The organism is Paraburkholderia mimosarum LMG 23256 = NBRC 106338 (assembly GCF_000739815.1).
GTDB classification, from domain to species: Bacteria; Pseudomonadota; Gammaproteobacteria; order Burkholderiales; family Burkholderiaceae; genus Paraburkholderia; species Paraburkholderia mimosarum.
In genome coordinates this window covers 119,664-140,861 of record NZ_BBJJ01000006.1, presented here as the reverse complement: position 1 = coordinate 140,861, position 21,198 = coordinate 119,664, and the positions used below count along the sequence as shown (strand labels likewise).

At 62.5% G+C, this 21,198-nt stretch carries 25 protein-coding genes; 21 read left to right on the top strand and 4 right to left on the bottom strand.

Going from position 1 to position 21,198, the window contains the following annotated elements:
- Nucleotides 1-316: 316 nt before the first annotated feature.
- From gyrB to dnaA, 3 genes are all read right to left on the bottom strand, one after another.
- The gene (gene gyrB / locus BMI01S_RS07055) at nt 317-2,791 is read right to left on the bottom strand and encodes a DNA topoisomerase (ATP-hydrolyzing) subunit B (RefSeq protein ID WP_028211941.1); all 2,475 of its coding nucleotides are present in this window, start codon (nt 2,789-2,791) and stop codon (nt 317-319) included.
- A 113-nt stretch (nt 2,792-2,904) separates the two neighbouring features.
- Nucleotides 2,905-4,008 (bottom strand): DNA polymerase III subunit beta, encoded by a 1,104-nt coding sequence (gene dnaN, locus BMI01S_RS07050; RefSeq protein WP_028211942.1) that lies wholly within the window; start codon nt 4,006-4,008, stop codon nt 2,905-2,907.
- 288 nt (nt 4,009-4,296) lie between these two features.
- Complete coding sequence (gene dnaA, locus BMI01S_RS07045) at nt 4,297-5,856, bottom strand: chromosomal replication initiator protein DnaA (protein WP_028211943.1); 1,560 nt, start codon at nt 5,854-5,856, stop codon at nt 4,297-4,299.
- A 456-nt stretch (nt 5,857-6,312) separates the two neighbouring features.
- On the opposite strand from dnaA, the gene rpmH reads away from it, so the two are divergent.
- From rpmH to yidC, 4 genes are all read left to right on the top strand, one after another.
- Entirely contained in the window at nt 6,313-6,447 is a 135-nt protein-coding gene (rpmH, locus tag BMI01S_RS38830; RefSeq protein WP_026120950.1) for a 50S ribosomal protein L34, read from the top strand.
- Nucleotides 6,448-6,538: 91 nt separating this feature from the next.
- A complete protein-coding gene (gene rnpA, locus BMI01S_RS07035) occupies nt 6,539-7,087 on the top strand; it encodes a ribonuclease P protein component (protein ID WP_081715989.1) in 549 nt (182 codons plus the stop codon).
- 92 nt (nt 7,088-7,179) lie between these two features.
- A complete protein-coding gene (gene yidD, locus BMI01S_RS07030; RefSeq protein WP_028211944.1) occupies nt 7,180-7,410 on the top strand; it encodes a membrane protein insertion efficiency factor YidD in 231 nt (76 codons plus the stop codon).
- Nucleotides 7,411-7,440: 30 nt separating this feature from the next.
- Nucleotides 7,441-9,117 (top strand): membrane protein insertase YidC, encoded by a 1,677-nt coding sequence (gene yidC, locus BMI01S_RS07025; RefSeq protein ID WP_028211945.1) that lies wholly within the window; start codon nt 7,441-7,443, stop codon nt 9,115-9,117.
- A 130-nt stretch (nt 9,118-9,247) separates the two neighbouring features.
- On the opposite strand, the gene BMI01S_RS07020 is transcribed toward yidC, so the two are convergent.
- Nucleotides 9,248-9,667, bottom strand: coding sequence for a transcriptional regulator (locus BMI01S_RS07020; protein ID WP_028211946.1), 420 nt, complete (start codon nt 9,665-9,667; stop codon nt 9,248-9,250).
- A 350-nt stretch (nt 9,668-10,017) separates the two neighbouring features.
- Between BMI01S_RS07020 and mnmE the strand changes: the two genes are divergently transcribed.
- The 17 genes from mnmE to BMI01S_RS06940 all read left to right on the top strand — a co-directional run bounded on the left by mnmE (nt 10,018) and on the right by BMI01S_RS06940 (nt 21,190).
- Nucleotides 10,018-11,418 carry a tRNA uridine-5-carboxymethylaminomethyl(34) synthesis GTPase MnmE gene (gene mnmE, locus BMI01S_RS07015; RefSeq protein ID WP_028211947.1) on the top strand — a complete coding sequence of 467 codons (1,401 nt, stop codon included), beginning with the start codon at nt 10,018-10,020 and terminating at the stop codon, nt 11,416-11,418.
- A 168-nt stretch (nt 11,419-11,586) separates the two neighbouring features.
- Entirely contained in the window at nt 11,587-12,822 is a 1,236-nt protein-coding gene (locus BMI01S_RS07010) for a tyrosine-type recombinase/integrase (protein ID WP_028230488.1), read from the top strand.
- Between the two features lie 104 nt (nt 12,823-12,926).
- The gene (locus tag BMI01S_RS07005) at nt 12,927-13,262 is read left to right on the top strand and encodes a S24 family peptidase (RefSeq protein ID WP_081723351.1); all 336 of its coding nucleotides are present in this window, start codon (nt 12,927-12,929) and stop codon (nt 13,260-13,262) included.
- A 92-nt stretch (nt 13,263-13,354) separates the two neighbouring features.
- The gene (locus BMI01S_RS40700) at nt 13,355-13,915 is read left to right on the top strand and encodes a hypothetical protein (RefSeq protein WP_154671176.1); all 561 of its coding nucleotides are present in this window, start codon (nt 13,355-13,357) and stop codon (nt 13,913-13,915) included.
- Between the two features lie 357 nt (nt 13,916-14,272).
- On the top strand, nt 14,273-14,743 hold the full coding sequence (locus BMI01S_RS07000) for a hypothetical protein (RefSeq protein WP_244145323.1): 471 nt from the start codon (nt 14,273-14,275) through the stop codon (nt 14,741-14,743).
- A gap of 394 nt (nt 14,744-15,137) precedes the next feature.
- Complete coding sequence (locus BMI01S_RS40695) at nt 15,138-15,527, top strand: hypothetical protein (protein WP_154671177.1); 390 nt, start codon at nt 15,138-15,140, stop codon at nt 15,525-15,527.
- A gap of 97 nt (nt 15,528-15,624) precedes the next feature.
- On the top strand, nt 15,625-15,834 hold the full coding sequence (locus tag BMI01S_RS06990) for a helix-turn-helix transcriptional regulator (RefSeq protein WP_028230492.1): 210 nt from the start codon (nt 15,625-15,627) through the stop codon (nt 15,832-15,834).
- 9 nt (nt 15,835-15,843) lie between these two features.
- Nucleotides 15,844-16,140, top strand: a complete 297-nt coding sequence (locus tag BMI01S_RS06985; RefSeq protein WP_081723352.1) for a helix-turn-helix domain-containing protein — start codon at nt 15,844-15,846, stop codon at nt 16,138-16,140.
- Nucleotides 16,140-17,039: a PriCT-2 domain-containing protein gene (locus BMI01S_RS38040; protein ID WP_244145324.1), complete on the top strand. Its 900-nt coding sequence runs from the start codon at nt 16,140-16,142 to the stop codon at nt 17,037-17,039. Before BMI01S_RS06985 ends, BMI01S_RS38040 begins: the two co-directional genes overlap by 1 nt.
- The gene (locus tag BMI01S_RS06975; protein WP_028230493.1) at nt 17,029-18,153 is read left to right on the top strand and encodes a helicase RepA family protein; all 1,125 of its coding nucleotides are present in this window, start codon (nt 17,029-17,031) and stop codon (nt 18,151-18,153) included. The genes BMI01S_RS38040 and BMI01S_RS06975 overlap by 11 nt, the downstream gene beginning before the upstream one ends.
- The gene (locus BMI01S_RS40690) at nt 18,150-18,656 is read left to right on the top strand and encodes a hypothetical protein (RefSeq protein ID WP_154671178.1); all 507 of its coding nucleotides are present in this window, start codon (nt 18,150-18,152) and stop codon (nt 18,654-18,656) included. Before BMI01S_RS06975 ends, BMI01S_RS40690 begins: the two co-directional genes overlap by 4 nt.
- Nucleotides 18,653-19,045, top strand: a complete 393-nt coding sequence (locus BMI01S_RS06965) for a single-stranded DNA-binding protein (protein WP_036044559.1) — start codon at nt 18,653-18,655, stop codon at nt 19,043-19,045. Before BMI01S_RS40690 ends, BMI01S_RS06965 begins: the two co-directional genes overlap by 4 nt.
- Nucleotides 19,046-19,083: 38 nt before the next feature.
- Nucleotides 19,084-19,506, top strand: coding sequence for a DUF5681 domain-containing protein (locus BMI01S_RS06960; protein WP_042288715.1), 423 nt, complete (start codon nt 19,084-19,086; stop codon nt 19,504-19,506).
- On the top strand, nt 19,475-19,738 hold the full coding sequence (locus tag BMI01S_RS06955; protein ID WP_154671179.1) for a hypothetical protein: 264 nt from the start codon (nt 19,475-19,477) through the stop codon (nt 19,736-19,738). The genes BMI01S_RS06960 and BMI01S_RS06955 overlap by 32 nt, the downstream gene beginning before the upstream one ends.
- A complete protein-coding gene (locus tag BMI01S_RS06950; RefSeq protein WP_028230495.1) occupies nt 19,735-20,568 on the top strand; it encodes a phosphoadenosine phosphosulfate reductase domain-containing protein in 834 nt (277 codons plus the stop codon). Before BMI01S_RS06955 ends, BMI01S_RS06950 begins: the two co-directional genes overlap by 4 nt.
- A gap of 17 nt (nt 20,569-20,585) precedes the next feature.
- Nucleotides 20,586-20,888, top strand: coding sequence for a hypothetical protein (locus BMI01S_RS06945; protein WP_154671180.1), 303 nt, complete (start codon nt 20,586-20,588; stop codon nt 20,886-20,888).
- Between the two features lie 68 nt (nt 20,889-20,956).
- Nucleotides 20,957-21,190 carry a hypothetical protein gene (locus BMI01S_RS06940; protein WP_156123870.1) on the top strand — a complete coding sequence of 78 codons (234 nt, stop codon included), beginning with the start codon at nt 20,957-20,959 and terminating at the stop codon, nt 21,188-21,190.
- Nucleotides 21,191-21,198 lie beyond the last annotated feature (8 nt).

The following is a 21,198-nucleotide window of genomic DNA, read 5'->3' as shown; positions in this document are numbered from 1 at the left end:
TTTTTTTAACTTATGTATACGTAAACGTAGTAATAGTTAACAAGCCCCTGGGTAATCTGTGGATAACCGAGGAAAACCATTGAGTAAACAAGGCTGTGGAGAAATCATAACCTTGCGGGCGTTAACGGGACAACGCCAGGCTGCTGCTGGCAACTTTTCCGCTTTTTTTGCGCCGTCGAAGTTATCCCCGATTCGTGCACAGTGATTTCCAGGGGTTTTCCGAGGGTTATCCGCTGGGGGTTGTGGATAGGATGCCGGCGAAAAAAAAGCGCCCCGAAGGGCGCTCTTTCGCGGGCGACAACGCAGACACAGACGCTCAAACGTCAATATTCCCCGCCCGCAACGCATTGCTCTCGATGAACGCACGACGCGGCTCGACGTCATCACCCATGAGCGTCGTAAAGATGCCATCGGCGGCAATCGCATCCTCGATCTGCACGCGCAGCAAACGGCGCACAGCCGGATCCATCGTCGTTTCCCACAGCTGCCCGGGGTTCATCTCGCCGAGGCCTTTATAGCGCTGCTTCGACACGTTGCGCTCCGCATCGGCAATCAGCCACTTCATCGCGCTCTTGAAGTCGTTCACGGCCATGCTGCGCTCGCCGCGCTTGATGAACGCGTTCTTGCCGATCAAGCCCTTGAACGTGTTGGCGGTGTTCACGAGCTGCTGATAATCGGCGGTGAGCTGGAACTCCTCGTCGATCACCGACACCTTCACGTTGCCGTGATGGCGGCGCTCGACCCGCAGCGAACGCTGCTCGCGCACCGGGTCGTACATCGGCACCACGGTCACTTCGGGCTTCAAGGGATCGTCGCGCAGCTGCGCCTCGAGCGCGCGCGCCGAAGCCTCGGTCGATTCTTCGCTCGCGAGATCGATCGCCACGCCGTCCATGATCGCTTCGAGCGCGCGCACGTCGTACAGGCGGCTCAAACGGTCCACCACGCCGCGCGCAAGCTGATACGAACGCGCGAGTTCGCCGAGCGCGTCGCCCGAGATCGGCGTTGCACCTTCGCTCGGCACGAGTTCCGAGCCTTGCAGCGCGAGCCGCAGCATGTGCGCGTTGAGGTCGGCGTCGTCCTTCAGGTAGCGCTCGTCCTTGCCCGCCTTGAGCTTGTAGAGCGGCGGCTGCGCGATATACACGTAGCCACGCTCGATCATTTCCGGCATCTGGCGGTAGAAGAACGTGAGCAGCAGCGTGCGGATGTGCGCGCCGTCCACGTCCGCGTCGGTCATGATGATGATGCGGTGATAGCGCAGCTTCTCGAGGTTGTAGTCGTCCTTGCCGATGCCGCAGCCAAGCGCCGTGATCAGCGTGACGATCTGCTCGCTCGAAAGCAGCTTGTCGTAGCGCGCCTTCTCGACGTTCAGCACCTTGCCGCGCAGCGGCAGGATTGCCTGGAACTTGCGGTCGCGGCCCTGCTTGGCCGAGCCGCCTGCCGAGTCGCCCTCGACGATATAGACTTCCGACTTCGCCGGATCCTTCTCCTGGCAGTCCGCGAGCTTGCCCGGCAGGCCCACGCCGTCGAGCACGCCCTTGCGGCGCGTCATCTCGCGCGCCTTGCGCGCGGCGTCACGCGCACGCGCGGCGTCGACGATCTTGCCGCAGATGGTCTTGGCGTCGTTCGGCGTTTCCAGCAGGAATTCTTCGAGCGCCTTCGCCACCACTTCTTCCACGGGCGCACGCACTTCCGACGAAACCAGCTTGTCCTTGGTCTGCGAGCTGAACTTCGGCTCCGGCACCTTCACGGAGAGCACGCACGAAAGACCTTCGCGCATGTCGTCGCCCGAGGTTTCGACCTTGGCCTTCTTCGCGATCTCGTTGTCGGCGATGTACTTGTTGATCACGCGCGTCATCGCCGCGCGCAGGCCCGTGAGGTGCGTGCCGCCGTCGCGCTGCGGAATGTTGTTCGTGAAGCAGAGCACGCTCTCGTTGTAGCTGTCGTTCCACTGCATCGCCACTTCGACGCCCACGCCGTCCTTCTCGCTCTGCACGTAGAAGATGTTCGGGTGCAGCACCTGCTTCTGCTTGTTGATGTACTCGACAAAGCCCTTCACGCCGCCCGCGAACGCGAAGTCGTCTTCCTTGCCGGTGCGCTGGTCGGTGAGGCGAATGCGTACGCCGTTGTTGAGGAAGGAGAGTTCGCGAATACGCTTGGCGAGAATGTCGTAGTGATACTCCACGCTGCCGAAGATCGTTTCATCGGCCATGAAGTGCACTTCGGTGCCGCGGTTTTCGGTGTCGCCGAGCAGTTGCATGGGCGAGACCGTGTGGCCGTCGCGCTCTTCGAGCACGCGGTTCTGCGGCACGCCACGGTGGAATTCCATGAAGTACTTCTTGCCGTTGCGGCGCACGGTGAGACGCAGAAAGCTCGAAAGCGCGTTCACGCACGATACACCCACGCCATGCAGGCCGCCCGAAACCTTGTAGCTGTTCTGGTCGAACTTGCCGCCCGCGTGCAGCTCGGTCATCACGATTTCGGCGGCGCTGCGCTTCGGGTCGTGCTTGTCGTCCATCTTCACGTCCGTGGGAATGCCGCGGCCGTTGTCGGTGATCGAGATGGAGTTGTCCGCGTGAATCACCACGTGGATGTCGTTGCAATAGCCGGCGAGGGCTTCGTCGATCGAGTTGTCCAGCACTTCGAAGACGAGGTGGTGCAGACCGGTGCCGTCCGACGTGTCGCCGATGTACATCCCGGGCCGCTTGCGCACCGCCTCCAGTCCTTCGAGGATCTGGATCGACGAGGCGCCATAGCTGCTGTTGTCGGGTTGCGAGTTGTTCGTATCAGTCATGGAATTTTCCGGTTCTGCGTACTGCCTGTGTTGCTGCTCGAGACTCTTTCAAAAAGCCATAAAAACGCCAAAGGGGCGCAGCGCCCCCTGGTGTTCTTCTTCTGTCGCGCTTTCTAGATGCGCATTGGCATCACCACGTACTTGAATTCCTCGTTCTCGGGAATCGTGATGAGTGCGCTTGAGCTGGCGTCGCCGAGGCTCACTTCCAGGTTGTCGACCTTCAGGTTCGCGAGGACGTCGAGCAGATACGTGACGTTGAACCCGATGTCGATGGTGTCGCCCTGGTAGGCGATTTCCAGCTCTTCCTGCGCCTCTTCCTGGTCGGCGTTGGTCGACATGATCTTGAGCTGGCCCGGCTCGATGATGCAGCGCACGCCCTTGAACTTGTCGGACGTGAGAATCGCCGCGCGTTGCAGCGAGCGTTGCAGCTCTTCGCGCCCGATCTGGAAGGTGTTCTTGTGCGCCTTCGGAATCACGCGCTGGAAGTCGGGGAACTTGCCTTCCACGAGCTTCGAAACCAGTTCGACCTGGCCGAACGTGAACTTCACCTGGCTCGCGCCGATGTCGATCTTCAGCGAATCGTCGATGTCTTCGAGCAGGCGCTGGAGTTCGAGAATGGTCTTGCGCGGGATGATGACTTCCTGGCGCGCGAACGAGCCTTCGATCTTCATCGACGAGAACGCGAGGCGGTGGCCGTCGGTCGCCACGGCCATGAGCTGGTCGCCGTCCACGACGAGCAGCATGCCGTTCAGGTAGTAGCGGATGTCCTGCTGCGCCATGGCGAAGTACACCATGCCGAGCAACTGGCGGAAGGTCTTCTGCGGCACCGAAAGGCTCGCGCCGAAGTCCTTCGCCTGGGCCACCGTGGGGAACTCGTCCGCGGCGAGCGTCTGCAGCGCGAAGCGGCTCTTGCCCGACTGCACCGTGAGGCGCTTGTCGGCGAGCGTGAGCGTGACCTGGCCGTCGGGCATCGCGCGCAGGATGTCGAGCAGCTTGCGCGCCGCGACCGTCGTGGCCACCTGGTCATTGCCCACGCCGAAGTCGGCGGTCGTGGTGATCTGCAACTCGAGGTCGGTCGACAGGAACGAGACGTCGGAACCGGTTTTGGTGATCAGCAGATTGGCGAGGATCGGCAACGTGTGGCGGCGTTCGACAATGCCGCTCACCGTTTGCAGCGGCCTCAGCAGGTTATCGCGTTCGGTCTTGACCAGTTGCATAGAGTTCCTTCGTTGATGTGACGGTCTGCTCGCCCGCCTGGCGCCGTTTTTGCCGACATGACCCCACGTATGTCATGCGACCACCGGCGCCGCCAGGACGGTTGATGCAGAACAGGCCGCGGCGTGGTTCCCGCCCCGGACCGCCGGGCGGTTAAACCCATATTGTGCCTGAAAACGGACCACTTCCCTAAATTGGGGGCGATCCGCGAAATAAACAGGCCTAACCCGCCGGCGGGTGGTCGAAGATCCGACCATTACCCCGGCCATTCACCTGCTGATGACCTGCGATCAACCCTTCAGCGTCTGCTCCAGCACGTGCAGCTCGTGGTTGAGCTGGGCGTCCTTGGTGCGCTCGTCCGCGATCTTGCGCACGGCGTGCAGCACCGTGGTGTGGTCGCGGCCGCCGAACAGCTCGCCGATTTCCGGCAGGCTCTTCTGCGTCAGCTCCTTGGCCAGATACATGGCGATCTGGCGCGGTCGCGCGATATTGGCCGGGCGCTTCTTCGAATACATGTCGGCGACCTTGATGCTGTAGAAGTCGGCCACCGTCTTCTGGATGTTCTCGACCGAAATCTGGCGGTTCTGCACCGTCAGCAGGTCCTTGAGCGCTTCCTTGGTGAGCTCGATCGAGATCTCGCGGCCATGGAACTTCGAATAAGCGAGGATCTTGCGCAGCGCGCCTTCGAGCTCGCGCACGTTCGAGCGCAGATGCTTGGCGACGAAGAACGCCACATCCTCGTTCAGGCTCACGCCTTCCGACTGCGCCTTGCGCATCAGGATGGCCACGCGCATTTCCAGTTCGGGCGGCTCGATCGCCACGGTCAGGCCCGAGTCGAAGCGCGAGATCAGGCGGTCGTCGATACCCGAGATTTCCTTCGGATAGGTATCGCTCGTGATGATCACCTGCGCCTTGTTGGCGACCAGCGCCTCGAACGCGTAGAAGAACTCTTCCTGCGTGCGCGACTTGCCCGAGAAGAACTGGATATCGTCGATCAGCAGCAGGTCGAGCGAGTGGTAGTAGCGCTTGAAGTCGTCGAACGCCTTGCGCTGGTACGCCTTCACCACGTCGGACACGTACTGCTCCGCGTGGATGTAGCGGATGCGCGCACCCGGCTTGTCGAGCAGGAGCTGGTTGCCGATCGCGTGAATCAGGTGGGTCTTGCCGAGGCCCACGCCGCCATACAGAAACAGCGGGTTGTACGAGATGCCCGGATTGTCCGCCACCTGGATGGCCGCCGCGCGCGCAAGCTGATTCGCCTTGCCGGTCACGAAGTTGTCGAACGTGAGCACCGGGTTGAGCTTCGAGCGCTCGTAGGTCGGATCGGCTTCGCTGCTCGATGCAGCGGCGGCCGCGCCCTGGCCCGGGCGCCAGGTGCGGCGGCCGGCGGCGGCTTCGTTGGCGTCGAGACTCGGCAGATCGAGATCGGCGGCATCGTCGGCGGCGGCGTGCGCCGCGACTGAGGCCGCCTGCACCATGCCGGCCAGACCCGTGCCGGCGGTCACGGCAGCCGGCTGGTGAGCGGCCGCGGCCACGGCCGGCGCGGCGGCCAGCGGCGCGCGCGGAGCGGCGGCGGGCGCCACATGAGGCGCGCGCATGCCCGCCTTCGGGTCGAGGACGAACTGCACGTCGACGGGGGTCTGCCAGAAGTCACGCGCCAGATCGGTGATCCGGCCCGAAAACTGGCTTTTGACCCAGTCGAGCTTGAAGCGGTTGGGAGCGGCTATCTGCAGCGTGTTCGCCGCAGCATCGAAGGCAACCGGGGCCAACGGTTTAATCCACGTCACGTACTGCTGGGGCGTTAGCTCACGCTCCAGCAGTGCGGAACAGTGTTGCCAGAAATCGTTCATCGAGTTGCTGTGGTCGTTTTGTTTGCATGCGTTGCCGCCGCTTCGCTCTTGCCGCACAAACGCGACGAGGCCCTGACGAGGCGACAGCAATAGCTCCGGAAGCCCGTGCGGCAAAGGTCTTGCGGCAAGCAGGCTGGCCGGAGCGGCATGCAGGATTCTTAGGATAGGCGAGATTCTAACGCCGAAATCCCCTCGCCAGGAAGTTATCCACAGGGACGGATCAACGCACGGCCGTTCGGCTCGTGCAGCGGCCAGCCAGTGCCCAACCGGTGGTCAGCTCGTGGCCAATGGGTGCCTCAATCTGACTGTCGTACACGGTTCGATACCCTAACCTATTGACGGCCAACGAAAAACCGGCTTAAATAGCGGGTTCCGCGAAAACCAATCCCTAGTACCACCGGCCATTGCTTTTTTCCGCGATGCTCGCCGCGGTCAAAACTCAACAGTGAGAGCAACATGAAACGTACTTTCCAACCTTCCGTTACCCGTCGCAAGCGTACCCACGGTTTCCGCGTGCGCATGAAGACCGCCGGTGGCCGCAAAGTGATCAACGCACGCCGTGCGAAGGGTCGCAAGCGCCTCGCCGTCTAAGTCGGGCAGCATCGCTATCAGCGAAATCACGGGTAGCGGTCCGGTCGCGGACACAGTGAACAGGGCAAACCTGGCATTCGATCAAGGCATCATGCCGTCGCGAACGCAAGCCGCTTTTCCGAAAGCCGCAAGGCTACTGAAAACGGATGAGTTCTCATCCGTTTTTCGTTTGCGCCCCTGGCGCCGCACCGAGCACTTCGTCGTGTACGGGCGGCCCACGGGCAACGAGGCGCGGCTCGGGCTCGTAATCGGCAAGAAGTTCGCGCCGCGCGCGGTCACGCGCAATCTGGTGCGCCGTATCGCGCGCGAGGCGTTTCGCGTGCGTCGCGCGCAGTTCGAAGGCTTCGACCTGCTGTTGCGCCTGCATACGAAATTCGACCGCAAGGCACTGCCCTGCGCGTCTTCGCCGGGGCTCAAAGCGTTGTGCCGCGGCGAGATCGAGACCTTGCTGGAAAAGGCCGCGCGCGAAGTCACGCGGCGTGCGGCCGCGTTGCCTGCCACGCCTGCGACATCCGCGCGCACCCCTTGCACGACGCAGGTCGCGGCACCACTTGCAGAACCGGCAGAACCAGCAGAACCGGCCCGTGACCAGGCCGGTAACGATTTGCCGCCGGCCCACGGCAATTCCCGCTCGTCATGAGCGGGGCGCGCGAGTCCGGCATTTCCGAAGTAGACCCCGCGCAAGCGGCACGTGGTTCGTCATCGAGCGCGGCGCAGTCGGGCCGCAACGCCATGCAAACGGTACTGATCGCACTGCTGCGTTTCTACAAGCTTGCCGTGAGTCCCCTCCTCGGCAACCGCTGCCGTTTTTATCCTTCCTGTTCGGATTACGCGCGCGAGGCAATCCAGTATCATGGCGCCGCGCGCGGGACTTACCTCGCCGCACGGCGGCTGTGCCGCTGCCATCCGTTTTCGGCGGGCGGCGTCGATCTCGTCCCACCCGCCTCTCCGAAAAAGCGCTGACGCGCCATTGCATCGACACTGAGACAACGCATGGATATCAAACGCACCGTCCTATGGGTCATTTTCTTCATGTCAGCGGTCATGCTGTACGACAACTGGCAGCGCGACCACGGACGCCAGTCGATGTTCTTCCCGAACGCGACGCAAACGCAGACGCAAACCGCCACCAGCGGCCCCGCGCCCGCTAGCGCCGCCAACGGCGCGTCCGACCTGCCGGCGGCCACGCCCGCAGGCCAGGCGCCGACGAACACCGCCCAGCCCGCCGCCGCCGCGGCGCAACTCGTGCATTTCCGCACCGACGTCTACGACGGCGTGATCGACACGCGCGGCGGCACGCTCGTGAAGCTTTCGCTCGTGAAGGAAAGCGCCGACGGCAAGGGCCCCGACCAGTACATCACGCTGTTCGACCACACGAACGACCACACGTACCTCGCGCGTACGGGTCTGCTCGGCGGCGACTTCCCGAATCACAACGACGTGTTCACCGCGCTCGAAGGTCCGCGCGAGCTGACCGGCGACGCCAACTCATTCCAGGTCGCGCTGCAGTCGCCCGAGAAAGGCGGCGTGAAGGTCACCAAGACCTACACGTTCACGCGCGGCAGCTACGTGATCGGCGTCGACTGGAAGGTGCAGAACGTCAGCGGCGCACCGGTCTCGCCCACGCTCTACATGGAAATCGTGCGCGACAGCGAGCCCGTCGAAACGCCGCGCTTCTCGCACACGTTCATCGGCCCGGCTGTGTACTCGAACGAGCATCATTTCCAGAAGATCACGTTCGGTGACATCGACAAGAACAAGGCCGACTTCGTGACCCAGTCCGACAACGGCTGGATCGCGATGGTGCAGCACTACTTCGCCACCGCGTGGATCCCGCAGCAAGGCGTCAAACGCAGCATCTACGTCGAGAAGTTCGACAACTCACTGTACCGCGTGGGCATGAAGCAGCCGCTCGGCACGATCGCGCCGGGGGCGACGCAAACCGTGCAGGCGCGCCTCTTCGCCGGTCCGCAGGAAGAGCGCATGCTCGAAGGCATTGCGCCGGGTCTGGAGCTCGTGAAGGACTACGGCTGGGTGACGATCATCGCCAAGCCGCTCTTCTGGCTGCTCGAGAAGATCCACGGCTACGTGGGCAACTGGGGCTGGTCGATCGTGCTGCTCACGCTGCTCATCAAGGCCGTGTTCTTCCCGCTTTCCGCCGCCAGCTACAAGTCGATGGCGCGCATGAAGGAAATCACGCCGCGCATGCAGGCGCTGCGCGAGCGCTTCAAGAGCGACCCGCAAAAAATGAACGCGGCGCTCATGGAGCTCTACAAGACCGAGAAGGTGAATCCGTTCGGCGGCTGTCTGCCGGTGGTCATCCAGATTCCGGTGTTCATCTCGCTGTACTGGGTGCTGCTCTCGTCGGTGGAAATGCGCGGCGCGCCGTGGATTCTCTGGATCCACGACCTCTCGCAGCAGGACCCGTTCTTCATCCTGCCGGTGCTGATGGCCGTCTCGATGTTCGTGCAGACGAAGCTGAACCCGACGCCGCCGGACCCCGTTCAGGCGAAGATGATGATGTTCATGCCGATCGCGTTCTCGGTCATGTTCTTCTTCTTCCCGGCCGGTCTCGTGCTGTATTACGTCGTGAACAACGTGCTCTCGATCGCGCAGCAGTACTACATCACGCGCATGATGGGCAAAGGCAAGACGACGAAGGCAGCCTGATCGGGATGGCGGCGCGAAGCCGCTACCTGAACCTCGAAAAAAAAGCCGTCCGGTAAGAACCGGACGGCTTTTTGCCTTGCTGGAGCACCGTTTCCGTGATCGCGCAAAGCGCGGCGTTCGTGCGGGCGGGTCAGTCCTTGTCCGCGTCGCCGTAGAATTGGGCAACTAGCTCCTGCACGAGATAGCGGTGATGAGCGCTGAGCAACTCGATCTTCGAGGCCAGCTCGAGCGTTTCCTCGGAAAGCGGGTATTTGTCGTCGGGCTTGCGGGGTCGCGGCACTCCCGAGCCCGCGCTGCCCGGCGGACCGTAATGGAGCCAGTGAAGGTCGACGTCGAACCATTTCGCGAGCGTTTCCAGTTTGTCGTGCGTCGGAATCGTGCGGCCGCTCAGCCACTTGTGAGCGGTTTGCGGCGACACCGGATGCTCGCCGTGATGGCGCAGGTTGAACCGGTTGGCCAGATCGGTGCTGCCACGCAGTTTTTCGGGCGCGCGCTTCATCGCGAACTTCAGACGTTCGGAAAAAGCGGTTTTTTCTTCGGATGTCGGCATGGACCAGATTGTGCAGCCCGAAATCGACGAAGAAGACAACTGGTTAGGCTATATTTAGCGTAATTAAGAGAATAATCGCCTGCATCCGAGCGGACTATGACTTCGATCGGGTCCCCGGTTGACGCCTTTGTCCATAAGACGTTTGGCCACAGCGATTACTCTTTTTGTCGCAAATTGGAAGGATGAAACCAAGATCAATCTTAGCTAATTTGAGATAAATTGCGAATGTTCTTAGCGGGCTCCCCGGCCCTAGAACGTCAGGCCTGCACGTTACAATGCCGCGTTCCGAGACCGCCTTCGCGGTCGCCGCGAACGCTTACTTCTGCCCTGCTCTACGGTCCACGCCCACCATGCTCGCCACCGATTCCGATCCCATCGTCGCCATCGCCACTGCGCCAGGTCGCGGCGGGATCGGCGTCGTGCGTGTCTCGGCAGGCCGTGCTGGCGCGGCGGCCATCGAAGCGCTGATGCAGGCCATCACCGGCCAGACGCTCGTCGCGCGCCATGCGAGCTATGTGCCCTTCCTCGACGGCGCCGGTACGGTGCTCGACCGCGGCATCGCGTTGTCCTTCCCGGCTCCGCACTCGTACACCGGCGAGCACGTGCTCGAGCTGCAAGGCCACGGCGGCCCGATCGTGCTGCAGCTCGTGCTGCAGCGTTGCATCGATGCGGGCCGAGCGTTCGGCCTGCGCCTCGCCGAACCGGGCGAGTTCACGCGGCGCGCGTTCCTCAACGACAAGCTCGACCTCGCCCAGGCCGAGGCCGTAGCCGACCTGATCGAGGCGAGCACCGAAGCGGCGGCGCGCTCGGCCGGCCGTTCGCTGGACGGCGCGTTTTCGCGCGACATCCACGCACTCGTCGACGACGTCGTCACGCTGCGCATGCTCGTGGAAGCCACGCTCGATTTCCCCGAGGAAGAGATCGACTTCCTCGAAGCCGCTGACGCACGAGGAAAGCTCGCGCGCATTCGCGAGCAGCTCGACCATGTGCTCTCCGAGGCGCGCCAGGGCGCGCTGCTGCGCGAAGGACTCTCGGTCGTCCTCGCGGGGCAGCCCAACGTGGGCAAGTCGTCGTTGCTCAATGCACTGGCAGGCGCGGAGCTCGCGATCGTGACGCCCGTGGCCGGCACGACGCGCGACAAGATCTCCCAGACCATCCAGATCGAAGGCATTCCGCTGCATGTGATCGACACGGCGGGTCTGCGCGATACCGAAGACGAAGTCGAGAAGATCGGCATCGAGCGCACGTGGAACGAGATCGGCCGCGCCGATGTAGTGCTGCATCTGCTCGATGCGCGCACGGGCATGAACGCCGAAGACGATGTGATCGCCGCGCGCTTTCCGGCCGGCGTGCCGGTCGTGCGCGTGCTCAACAAGACCGACCTGACCGGCGTGGCGCCCGAAGTGACGAAGCGTGTCGCCGCGGACGGCAGCGAGGTCTGCGAGCTGCGTCTGTCCGCGAAACAGGGCGACGGTGTGGGGCTGTTGCGCGCCGAGCTGCTGCGCATCGCGGGCTGGCAGGCGGACGCGCAGAGCGTCTATCTCGCACGCGAGCGGCATCTCATCGCGCTGCGCGCCGCGCGCGAGCATCTCGAGCAGGCGGCGGCGCACGCCGACCAGGATTCGCAATCGCTCGATCTGTTCGCCGAGGAGCTGCGCCTCGCCCAGGAGTCGCTGAATTCGATCACGGGCGAATTCACTTCCGACGACCTGCTGGGCGTGATTTTCAGCCGGTTTTGTATCGGGAAGTAACCGGTCGCCCAAGGTTGCCCAACCTCGTCTAGCCTTACCCGCCAAACCCCCGTCACTACTAGGCTTCGTTGCCTAGCGTTGCCTAAGGTTGTCTATTGACATCTAGGCATCTATGGTACACATTTAGGTACACGGAGCCATCGTGTACCAACCCCACTGTGTACCAACATGCCAAAGACCGTCGTCCCCCTGACCGATACCCGTATCAAGGCGTTGAAGCCGAAGGCGGCGCGTTACCGCGTCTCGGACGGCGGCGGCCTTGTGCTGGAGGTCATGACGTCCGGCTCCAAGGTCTGGCGGTTCCGTTACACGCTGCACGGCGAGCGACAGCCGATGGTCACGATTGGCGACTACCCCGCCATCAGTCTGCTGGACGCTCGCGACAAGGCCCGTAGGTACACGGAGATTGTGGCCAAAGGTGTGTCGCCCGTCGCCGACGCCAAGAAGGACCGTGGCGCCGTGAAGCGCTTCGACATGCTCAAGGAATTCGCCGAGGAGTGGTACACGACCCAAGTGGCGCACATGTCGACGGAGTACCAGCGGACGATCAAGCGCGCGCTGGAGAAGGACGTCTATCCCGCAATCGGCAACAAGCCGCTCGGCGATGTCACGCCGGGCGACGTGCTCGCTGTCTGCGACAAGATCAAGGCGCGTGGCGCCCCGAAGATGGCGCTGTCCACGCGCAACATCATCAAGCGTCTCTACGAATATGCCATCGCCCGCCAGCTTGCGCTGACTAACCCGGCTCAGGCAGTCGTTGCCCGCTTTATTGCCACGCAGAACAGCCGCACGCGCGTCCTGACGCCAGATGAGATCGGGACGGTTCTACGGGCCGTGTACGCGTCCGATATCCGCCGTCCGCTCAAGCTAGCGATTCATCTGCTGGTGCTGACGATGGTCCGCAAGAGCGAACTGACAGAGGCCACCTGGGGCGAGTTCGATCTCGACGCCGGCATATGGCGCATTCCCTCTGGCCGGATGAAGAAGGACAAGGAACACTGGGTGTACCTGTCTACTCAAGCGGTTACCATCCTGCGCGAGTTGCACGAACTTAGCGGCAATCACTATCACGTTTTCCCGACCACGCGCGGCCGCGGCGACAAGCCGATTTCGAAGAGCACCCTGAATCAGGCGGTGCGTTCGCTCAGCCTCGACGTCCAGCATTTCGTCCTGCACGATTTCCGGCGCACCGCCAGCACACACCTGCACGAGATGGGCCACTCGTCGGACGCGATTGAGAAGGCCCTCGCACACACGATCAAGGGAATCAAGGGCGTGTACAACCGCGCCGAATATGCCGATGAGCGCAGGAAGATCCTGCAGCTGTGGGCCACATTCGTCGATGCCCAGATCGAGAGCGGCCGCAAGGTTGTGATCGGGAATTTCGGCCAGACGGCCGCGTAGATTGCATGACCGGTGCTCGGCGGCTACCGGGCGAGAGCGGTGACGGAGAGTGCGCCAACACAATCCGCCACCTGACCACGCAAAACCTGTAGCGAGGTTCAGCAATGGCTACCAAGCATTCTATCGAGCCCCCGCCAGCCCTGGTGGCTCTTCGAGTCGCATCCCAGGAGATGTTTCCGAGGTACCTTGCCGGCGAATACGTCCTGTATGAAGAGACAGACGATGCTGCGCCGGGCGATGAAGTGGTGCTCGTGATGCATGACGGCTCGACAAAGATCCGCAAGCTGATCGAGCGCACCGATGGGCGCGTGCGCGTGGCGATTTACAGCCCGAGCTCTACGGCAACTTTTAACGCTTCGGGAATAGCCGCGATCCACCCGGTGGTCGGCTGCCGGAGAGCACAGGAACTCGCATCGCTCGGTTTCGTGCCACAGAACTGATTGCGCTGAGAGGCGCGTTTGAAGCGGCGGCCGAGGTGTTGCAGCACCAAGACCGCCTGACCACAACACAACCTGTAATGGAGGTTCGTATCATGGCTAAGGCCAATTTTACCGCCGCCGCGGAGGCGTCAAACGCATCTGCTCGCACAGAGCAATCTACGCCGTCGGCTGATCGCGAACTTCAGATTCGCATCGACATCGAGCGCTACACCGAATACAAAGGCACGCGCGCCCAACTTGAGGCCGAGGGCATCATCCCGCCGGATCTTGAGTGGCCTGAGGGAGGGCGGGACACTGAGTGGACGTCTGGACAAACCGAGTACGTGCTGTGTCGCTGTCGTCCCGATGGCCTGCGCGGGCCGAACAGTGTTTGGCTCAGAGGTAACTACGATTGTTGGATGCTCCGGATTTTCCCAGGAGGTTGCGCGGACGTCATCAACTCACAAATCCGGCTCAAGTTGAGAGAAGTTCACCGGGCACTTTATTTTCGAAGCGCTGAGGGTCAGGCTTGTTCTACTCGGACTTGGCAGGCAGCTGCAAAGGCACACACCGACGAACGCTTCCAGGCGTTCAAGGCGCTAATCCCAGGCCTCGTTCCTCCGCCGCGCAAGCCGCGCGGTGCATCTAAGTTTTCAGGAGCCGGTCATGACTAATCGTAATTCTGGCGAGGCAGCGGCATTTGCGCTCGGCAGTCTTGGGGTCATGCTTCGTGCCGCGAATCTCAGCCTTAGGGAGGCTCGGGGAAAGATGTGCAATGCTGCCCAAAAAGCTGCGCTTGCCCGGATAGAAATATGTCTCGTGCAGGCATACATGGAACTGAATCGCCTAGATATAGCTCCTGGCCAGTGTTCGCCATCAGCTACTGCGGATGTGTTGCCCTTCGAAAGAGGGCGCCGACAAGAATCTGGTTGCGCGGACATCGATATCACTTCATCCAACCCGCCAGGGCTTGGCCGTCTGCAATAACATTCACCACGGCGCTCGATGGTGCCGTCCTAATTGAGGGGCCTATGATGAGGCTCGAACAATACGATGTCCGAGACCGCGCCTACGGGGTCTGGCATCGAGCGCAGTCGATCAGCCGCTACCTTTGCCGCGATCAGGCCGAGTCATTGACGATGGTCGACCTCGATTCGGTGCTGTTCACCGAATACGACCATAGCGGGAAGGTGCCACTTGCTCTCGTCGAAGTCGCGCGCGATATCGGGCAAGAGAAACCCGCGGGCGTCATGCAACACCTCGCGAAACTCGCGAACGTACCCGCCTATGTGGCGCTCTACACGCCCGCAGCGACGGCCAATCCTTCCAGTCCCAACTGGGACGACATCGAGAGCTTCCGTGTGCGACGCATGTGGCCGCGACCGGAGGCAGGCTGGCGGGTGCTCACGCCGGCGCAGTGGGCCCGCGCGCTCGTGCAAATCCGAGGCTGGCAAATGCGGCGGTTCGAGGTCCGGGAAGCAGCTAACGACGAACGTTTTTAGGAGCGCGTCATGTTTGGCAAAACCGTCCTTGTGGGCCTAGGGTTGCTGATCGCGACAGCGGCACACGCCGAATGTGAATGCCGTTGCATGGGCGGCCGCAATCAGCCGTTTTGCTCGTCGACAACGGAACTACCCCCGATCTGCCCGCCGACTGTTTGCCCTATTGAGCCACCATCCGTCGCGCCAATCATGACGCCGCAGGTGCCACCAATCGGGACGTCGAACTGCCAGATGCGGCAGATTTGGAATCCATACGCACGCCAATATCAGTGGGAGCGCGTTTGCCAGTAGACGCTCGCACATCGAGACAGCCGCGCCTAGCTCGACGGGGCGAAAGCGGAGCACCCTACTCCGTTGGCGCGGCTCCCGATCCAGGGTTGCGTTGGGGAACGCAATGACCGAAGAAGAACTCGCGCTGCTCAATCGAGCAGTTGAAGCGGCTCAACGCGCAATCGCAGATGCCGAGACGCTCCGCAACGAAAACCATCGATTGCGCCTTGCGCTTGCCCTGCGCGACTACAAACAGCCCCGCAAACGAGCTGGTCGCCCCAAGACTCGGGGGAATGACGGCGATCAATCACTTCTGGCCAGTTTCGAAGCCCTCAAGCAACACTTTCAAACGCTCCGCGGAAGACAACTATCCGATGATGAAGCGCTCATTTTGGTGCTCAAGCAGGGCCGAGGGGACACCTATCGTGCCCACACCGCGGAAGCCCGAAAAGAGCGTAAAACCACAAGAAATCGCTTGTCCGCAGCGCGGACTGCAAAGAAAAAATCCCGTTAATTCGGGAGCTCTATTTCCGGGACAAAGTAGCAAATAGATTACGGGCATACCGCGTCGCATTTGTTCGGACGCGGATAGACACTCAGGAGAGAGTCAAATGTCCGTCAGCTACAAAGGTCTGCGCCCGTCTCAAGCCGCCGAAAAGCTCGGCATCGGCCTGTCCAGCCTGTGGGCCAAAGCCAAAAGCGAATCAGGCTTCCCGCAGCCGGTGAAACTCGGCCCGGCCACCACGGTTTTCATCGAGCACGAACTCGACGCGTATATCGAGAAGTGCATCGTTCAGTCGCGCGGATCGATTGCTGCGTAAGGGCTAGCCATGGCCCAAAAAATAAAAGCCGCGACTCGAACGAGTGCGGCCAAAGAGATCTTCAAGTCGCAGTATAGCAACGACGCTGCAGCCCAGCGCAGCCGAGTCCTCGATTTCCTGCGGCGTTACGGTTCGCTCTCGACGCTCGACGCGCGCCACCTGATTGATGTGATGCACCCCGCGGCGCGGGTCATGGAATTGCGGCGCGTCGGCCACGAAATCGCTACCGTCTGGTCGGATGAAATGACGCCGGAGGGCGGCAAGCACCGCGTGGCTCGCTATCACCTCATGAGCGAGGTGTGCTGATGCTCAACGATATCGATCGCGCGCGCTCCGCCCTATTCCACCTCGACGCTGGTTGCGACCGAGCCACGTGGGTTCGCCTCGGCATGGCCGCCAAGGCTGCCGGCCTCGATGTCGCGGACTGGATCGACTGGTGCGCCTCAGGCAGCAATTATGGAGGCGAATCCGAGGCGCGGTCCGTCTGGCGCTCGTTCAAGCCGACCGGCGGCATTGGCGCCGCAACGCTGTTCCGTGAAGCTCTCGACGCAGGCTGGTCAGAATCCTCATCGATCCAGCGGCCCGCCCCTGCCCCTGTCCGCCAGCATGAGCCCGCTCGCGAAATCCGCGAGACGCTCGCCCCGCAGTGGCTCACCTACTGGCGGTCGCTGGGCCCTGTGAACGACATTGGCCGTGCCTATCTTGAGACTCGCGTCTGCGCGCTGCCGCCTTCCGATGGCGATCTCCGGTTCGATCCCGCTGCGCGTCATCCTGCGGGCTATACCGGGCCGTGCTTGGTCGCCCTAGTCACGGACGCCATCTCGGCCGCTGCCATCAGTCTGCATCGCACCTGGATCAAGGCGGACGGCACCAAGGCAGATGTCGACCCGCCGCGGGTGCTGCTTGGCGGCCATCGCAAGGCTGGCGGGGTGATCCGCCTGTGGCCAGACGAAGCCGTCACGCACGGTCTGGCCGTTGCCGAGGGCATAGAAACCGCGCTGAGCCTCGCGTGCGTCATCCAGCCGGTATGGGCGTTGATCGACGCCGGCAACCTCGCGAAGCTCCCGGTGCTGCCCGCGGTTGACGCTCTCACGATCGCCGTCGATGCCGACCCCGCAGGTGAGCAAGCCGCCGAATCCTGCGGCGAGCGCTGGGCGCTGGCGGATCGTGAAGTCACGCTTGTGGAGGCCAGCCATGGGGCGTGATTTGAACGACATCGCTGTTGAGGGCGGCGCCGACGGCATGCGCCTCGCTGTGGCGAACGGCCGGCGCATCGCGAAAGCCTCGGAACGCAAGCTTCAACCAGGCCACGCGCAGGTGCTGGCGGACGATCTACCACTGAACGTTACCTTTGCCGACGAGCTGCCGGGCGAATTCACGCCGCCTGACGAGTTGGTCCAAGGGCTTCTGACCGTCGGCGGTGGCAGCGTTCTCTATGGCGACTCCAACAGCGGCAAGACCTTCCTTGTGATCGACCTCGCCGCGGCGGTGGCGCGTGGCGTGGAGTGGATGGGCAAGCGCACGGAGCCCGGCATGGTCGTCTATCTGGCCGCCGAGTCGCCCGCTTCAGTGCGCTGTCGCCTGCAGGCCTACCAGCGGCACCACGGCGTACGTGTACCCAATTTCGCAGTCGTTCAGAACCCGCTGAACCTGTTTGAGAACGACGCCGATACCTCCGCGATCATTGCCACCGTCCAGCGCCTCGAGGCCCAGCGCGGGCAAAAGGTCCAGCTCATCGTCGGCGACACGCTCGCACGGCTGAGCGCCGGCGCAAATGAAAACGCCGGTCAAGACATGAGCCGTGTGATCGAGCGCTTCGACCGCATTCGTACCGAATGCAATGCGCACTTCATGCTCATCCACCACTCGGGGAAAAACGCGGCTTCAGGCTCGCGCGGATGGTCGGGTGTGCGTGCCGCCGTCGATGCCGAGATCGAAATCACGGACTCGCCCACTGGCCGCTGCGCCGAAATCACCAAGGTCCGCGACCTGGGCACCAAAGGCGAGCGCATCGGCTTTCGGCTCGATGTCGTGGAGCTTGGTCTAACGAAATGGGGCGCGCCGGCGACAACCTGCGTTGTTGCGCCCGAGAGCGCGCCGGTCAGGGCGGTGACAGGAAAGAAGCTCGGGGCCGTCGAGGGCGCCGTGCTGGAGTTCCTCCGAGGCCGTGGCACGGGCGCAAAAAAGGCTGAAGTGGTTAAGCATTTTGAGGGGCGATACACGCGCGGATCGGTGTACCGCGCGCTCCAGACGCTCGCTGATGCCGAAGAAATCCACGAGACCGCCGGGATCGTCGCCTTCCCGGGAGGCAGGCCATGAACACGCTGATTTTGTCGCGTTTGGCAAACGCGACACGGGAAATCCCAGCACGCGGAATTTGTCGCGTTTGCGACGCGCGACAAGCGCGACAAATTGGCAACCAACGGAAGCCGACGACGAGCCAGAACGCCCGCCGTCATTGGCATACGAAGGAATGCGCTGGTGTCGCGTCTGTCGCATTTGGTAGGCGCGACAAGCGCGACAAGCCCATTGCGGTTTTGTCGCGTCGCGTCTCCCCCTTCTTTAGAAGGGGAGACAGCGCGACAAGACAGGGCCGAGACGATGTTTCGTGTAATTCCAAGGAGGAGGCTGTGATGCCAACCGCAGATGAACGGCTCAAGTCCTGGAGCGACTTCATCAAGGCCGTGCACGCCGGCAAGCGCGGCGACTACGGCCCAGCGCGCGCAATCGTTGAACGGGTACGCGGAAAGTTTGGCGACAAGGCAGCCGAATCACAGCGCCGGGAACTGTGGCGCCTCATGCAAGCAGGAGAACCGAAATGAGCATCGACGCACTGGTGGTGGGCAAGTTGTGGAAAACGCCTGAGGAACGCCGCTCGAACGCGGGCAAGACGTTCGTGATCGCGAACGTGCGCGCCGCCGACGGCGAAGGCGAGAGCCTATTCGTGAATGTCGTGGCGTTCAGCGATTCCGCGAAGGCGGCGCTGCTGGCGCTCGAGGACGGTGACAGCGTCTCGCTGGCGGGCAGCCTCAAGGTCGGCACGTACGAGGCTCGGGACGGGTCGGTGAAGCCCAGCGTCAGCATGGTCGCCTCGAAGGTCCTGACGGCCTACCACGTGGCTCGCAAGCGCAAGGCCGTGGCGGATGCTCCGGCCACAGAGGGGCGATCCGTCCGCGAACCGGCCATGGCTGACGACGCGCTCGATTTTTGAGCACGCGCGCCTGCTGACAGCAATGGAAGAACAACGAGATGGCGTTCAAAAAAGGGGTTTCCGGCAACCCAGCCGGACGGAAGCGAGGCACACCAGACAAGCGCACGGCGTTGCGCGAGCTGCTGCAGCCGCATGCCGAGAAGCTGGTGAAAAAGGCGGTCGATCTGGCGCTGGCGGGCGATACCACTGCGCTTCGCATCTGTATCGACCGGTGCATTCCGGCGATGAAGGCAAAGGACGAGCCGGTCGAGTTGCCTGCGCTGACCGGCTCGCTGGCGGAGCAAGGGGATGCCGTCATGCGCGCTTTGGCGGGCGGCAGGATCACGCCGGATCAGGCGAACGCAGTCATGCAGGTCTTAGCGGCACAGGCACGGATCGTCGAAGCCGACGAACTTGAAAAACGGATCGCAGCTTTGGAGGGAAAGAACGATGGCAACCAGCAATCTCAGAGCACGCCTTGAGCGCCTTGAACGTCAGCAGGGTCCAACCGGCGAAGACCCGGTAATCGTAGTGATGCGCCACTTTGGCGAGTTCGAGCAGGGCCCGGGTGTTTTTGTCGATGGCCTGTTTTACGCGTGCCCTCCCGGCACCGACGTCGATGAGCTCGAGCGCAAGGTAATTGCGGACGTCAATCGCGATCGCTCGCGCAAGCTGATCGTCGTGCAGCGCGCCGAGCCGGCGGAGTTCGAATGATGGAAATGCACAACATTGACTCGACGCTGGTCGAGACCGCCAAAAACGAAATCGCCCAGGCGATGGCCACGCATCAAAAGCCCGTGCTCAAGTTTTCGGGCGGGAAGGATTCCTTGACCTGCCTTTACCTGCTGCGGCCGTGGTGGGACCGACTGACGGTGCTCTGGACGAACGCTGGCGATCCGTACCCGGAGACGGTCGAGCAAATGGAGCGCATTTGCAAGCTCGTTCCGAATTTCGTCGAGGTCGCTGGCCCAGGTTATCTACGCGGCCACGCCAAGGAGCAAACTTTCCCGGCTGATATGGTCCCTTGGACGGCTACTCCGATAGGCCGCGCCTGCATACCCGGCAGCCCCAGCTTCAAGGTGCATTCGACGCTTGAATGCTGCGCTGCGAATGTGTGGGTACCGATGCAAAACGCCGTCAGGGAACTGGGCGCGGATCTGGTGATTCGGGGTGAGCGGGAAACGGAGGCCCATCGGCCACCGATCACTAACGGAATGGTGGACCCGCAGAACGGTGGCACGCAATTGATGCCGATCAGGGGTTGGTCCAAGAACGATGTTTTCGCGTATCTGCGTACCGAAGGCGTCGAGATCCCACGGCAATACACCTACGGAATGGGTTCGCTCGACTGCCTGCACTGCACGGCTCATCTCGTGGAAGCCGGTAGCAAGCTCCGCTATCTGCGCGACTTCCATCCCGAGGCCGCGGACGAATACGAGCGTCGTCTAAGGCTCATCCAGTCCGAACAGGAGCGGCACGTTCGGCTGATGAGGATCGCTCTCGGGGAACTGGAACCGGTTGGTGAAGAGGGAATGGGAGATTGATGATGGCCGACTCGATCATGCCTAGCCCTTTCGGATTGACGGTTCTCCCGCAATTCCAGGGGGACGTCTACGACCTGCAACGCCAGCAGGCGCTCGCTCAAGCGCTGATGCAAACCGCGCTCACGCCGCAAATGCCCTTGGCTACGGGCTCGGGCCCGTACTCGATTGTCCCGCAATACACCGTGGGCCAAGGGCTTTCACAGCTCGGATCGGCGCTGCTTGCCGCTCGGTTGAGCGGGCAGGTCTCACCAGGCCTCGGCACCCTCGGCGCCGCGCAGTGGGAAGCGCTCACCGGCGCGAGCCCAACGACTGGAGACTGACTATGGACGCGGAAGCAGCTCGAGCTTTGCTCAGCCTCACGAGCGCCCAACTGCGAATGGCGGCGGTCATGCTCAACGCGGTGCAAAGCACGTTGGAGGAGGACAGCGCGTTGCGCGCCGACGTGCTGGCAGTCTTGGGCTACATCGTGAACACCTACGAATGGCTGCAAGGCGAGATTGCCGCGGCAAGCGAGGGCAACACGGCGGCCAGTCCAGGCGACATCGTAGGCGAAAACCGCGATGCGCCGGCCGCCGAGAATTCGAATTCCAACCAATCGGCCGATGCGCCGGTCTTCCACTAGGAGTAGGC

What these genes read in the sequence shown, in the direction of transcription:
- BMI01S_RS38040 (WP_244145324.1), top strand. Translation starts at nt 16,140, where the DNA reads ATGCTCAACGATATCGATCGCGCGCGCTCCGCCCTATTCCACCTCGAC.
- BMI01S_RS06965 (WP_036044559.1), top strand. Translation starts at nt 18,653, where the DNA reads ATGAGCATCGACGCACTGGTGGTGGGCAAGTTGTGGAAAACGCCTGAG.
- BMI01S_RS06945 (WP_154671180.1), top strand. Translation starts at nt 20,586, where the DNA reads ATGCCTAGCCCTTTCGGATTGACGGTTCTCCCGCAATTCCAGGGGGAC.
- BMI01S_RS07020 (WP_028211946.1), bottom strand. Translation starts at nt 9,667, where the DNA reads ATGCCGACATCCGAAGAAAAAACCGCTTTTTCCGAACGTCTGAAGTTC.
- BMI01S_RS40690 (WP_154671178.1), top strand. Translation starts at nt 18,150, where the DNA reads ATGAACACGCTGATTTTGTCGCGTTTGGCAAACGCGACACGGGAAATC.
- dnaN (WP_028211942.1), bottom strand. Translation starts at nt 4,008, where the DNA reads ATGCAACTGGTCAAGACCGAACGCGATAACCTGCTGAGGCCGCTGCAA.
- BMI01S_RS06975 (WP_028230493.1), top strand. Translation starts at nt 17,029, where the DNA reads ATGGGGCGTGATTTGAACGACATCGCTGTTGAGGGCGGCGCCGACGGC.
- BMI01S_RS06960 (WP_042288715.1), top strand. Translation starts at nt 19,084, where the DNA reads ATGGCGTTCAAAAAAGGGGTTTCCGGCAACCCAGCCGGACGGAAGCGA.
- BMI01S_RS07010 (WP_028230488.1), top strand. Translation starts at nt 11,587, where the DNA reads ATGCCAAAGACCGTCGTCCCCCTGACCGATACCCGTATCAAGGCGTTG.
- rnpA (WP_081715989.1), top strand. Translation starts at nt 6,539, where the DNA reads ATGCCGTCGCGAACGCAAGCCGCTTTTCCGAAAGCCGCAAGGCTACTG.
- BMI01S_RS06990 (WP_028230492.1), top strand. Translation starts at nt 15,625, where the DNA reads ATGTCCGTCAGCTACAAAGGTCTGCGCCCGTCTCAAGCCGCCGAAAAG.
- BMI01S_RS06985 (WP_081723352.1), top strand. Translation starts at nt 15,844, where the DNA reads ATGGCCCAAAAAATAAAAGCCGCGACTCGAACGAGTGCGGCCAAAGAG.
- BMI01S_RS06940 (WP_156123870.1), top strand. Translation starts at nt 20,957, where the DNA reads ATGCTCAACGCGGTGCAAAGCACGTTGGAGGAGGACAGCGCGTTGCGC.
- gyrB (WP_028211941.1), bottom strand. Translation starts at nt 2,791, where the DNA reads ATGACTGATACGAACAACTCGCAACCCGACAACAGCAGCTATGGCGCC.
- yidD (WP_028211944.1), top strand. Translation starts at nt 7,180, where the DNA reads ATGCAAACGGTACTGATCGCACTGCTGCGTTTCTACAAGCTTGCCGTG.
- BMI01S_RS07005 (WP_081723351.1), top strand. Translation starts at nt 12,927, where the DNA reads ATGGCTACCAAGCATTCTATCGAGCCCCCGCCAGCCCTGGTGGCTCTT.
- yidC (WP_028211945.1), top strand. Translation starts at nt 7,441, where the DNA reads ATGGATATCAAACGCACCGTCCTATGGGTCATTTTCTTCATGTCAGCG.
- BMI01S_RS06950 (WP_028230495.1), top strand. Translation starts at nt 19,735, where the DNA reads ATGATGGAAATGCACAACATTGACTCGACGCTGGTCGAGACCGCCAAA.
- BMI01S_RS40695 (WP_154671177.1), top strand. Translation starts at nt 15,138, where the DNA reads ATGACCGAAGAAGAACTCGCGCTGCTCAATCGAGCAGTTGAAGCGGCT.
- dnaA (WP_028211943.1), bottom strand. Translation starts at nt 5,856, where the DNA reads ATGAACGATTTCTGGCAACACTGTTCCGCACTGCTGGAGCGTGAGCTA.
- BMI01S_RS07000 (WP_244145323.1), top strand. Translation starts at nt 14,273, where the DNA reads ATGATGAGGCTCGAACAATACGATGTCCGAGACCGCGCCTACGGGGTC.
- BMI01S_RS40700 (WP_154671176.1), top strand. Translation starts at nt 13,355, where the DNA reads ATGGCTAAGGCCAATTTTACCGCCGCCGCGGAGGCGTCAAACGCATCT.
- rpmH (WP_026120950.1), top strand. Translation starts at nt 6,313, where the DNA reads ATGAAACGTACTTTCCAACCTTCCGTTACCCGTCGCAAGCGTACCCAC.
- BMI01S_RS06955 (WP_154671179.1), top strand. Translation starts at nt 19,475, where the DNA reads ATGGCAACCAGCAATCTCAGAGCACGCCTTGAGCGCCTTGAACGTCAG.
- mnmE (WP_028211947.1), top strand. Translation starts at nt 10,018, where the DNA reads ATGCTCGCCACCGATTCCGATCCCATCGTCGCCATCGCCACTGCGCCA.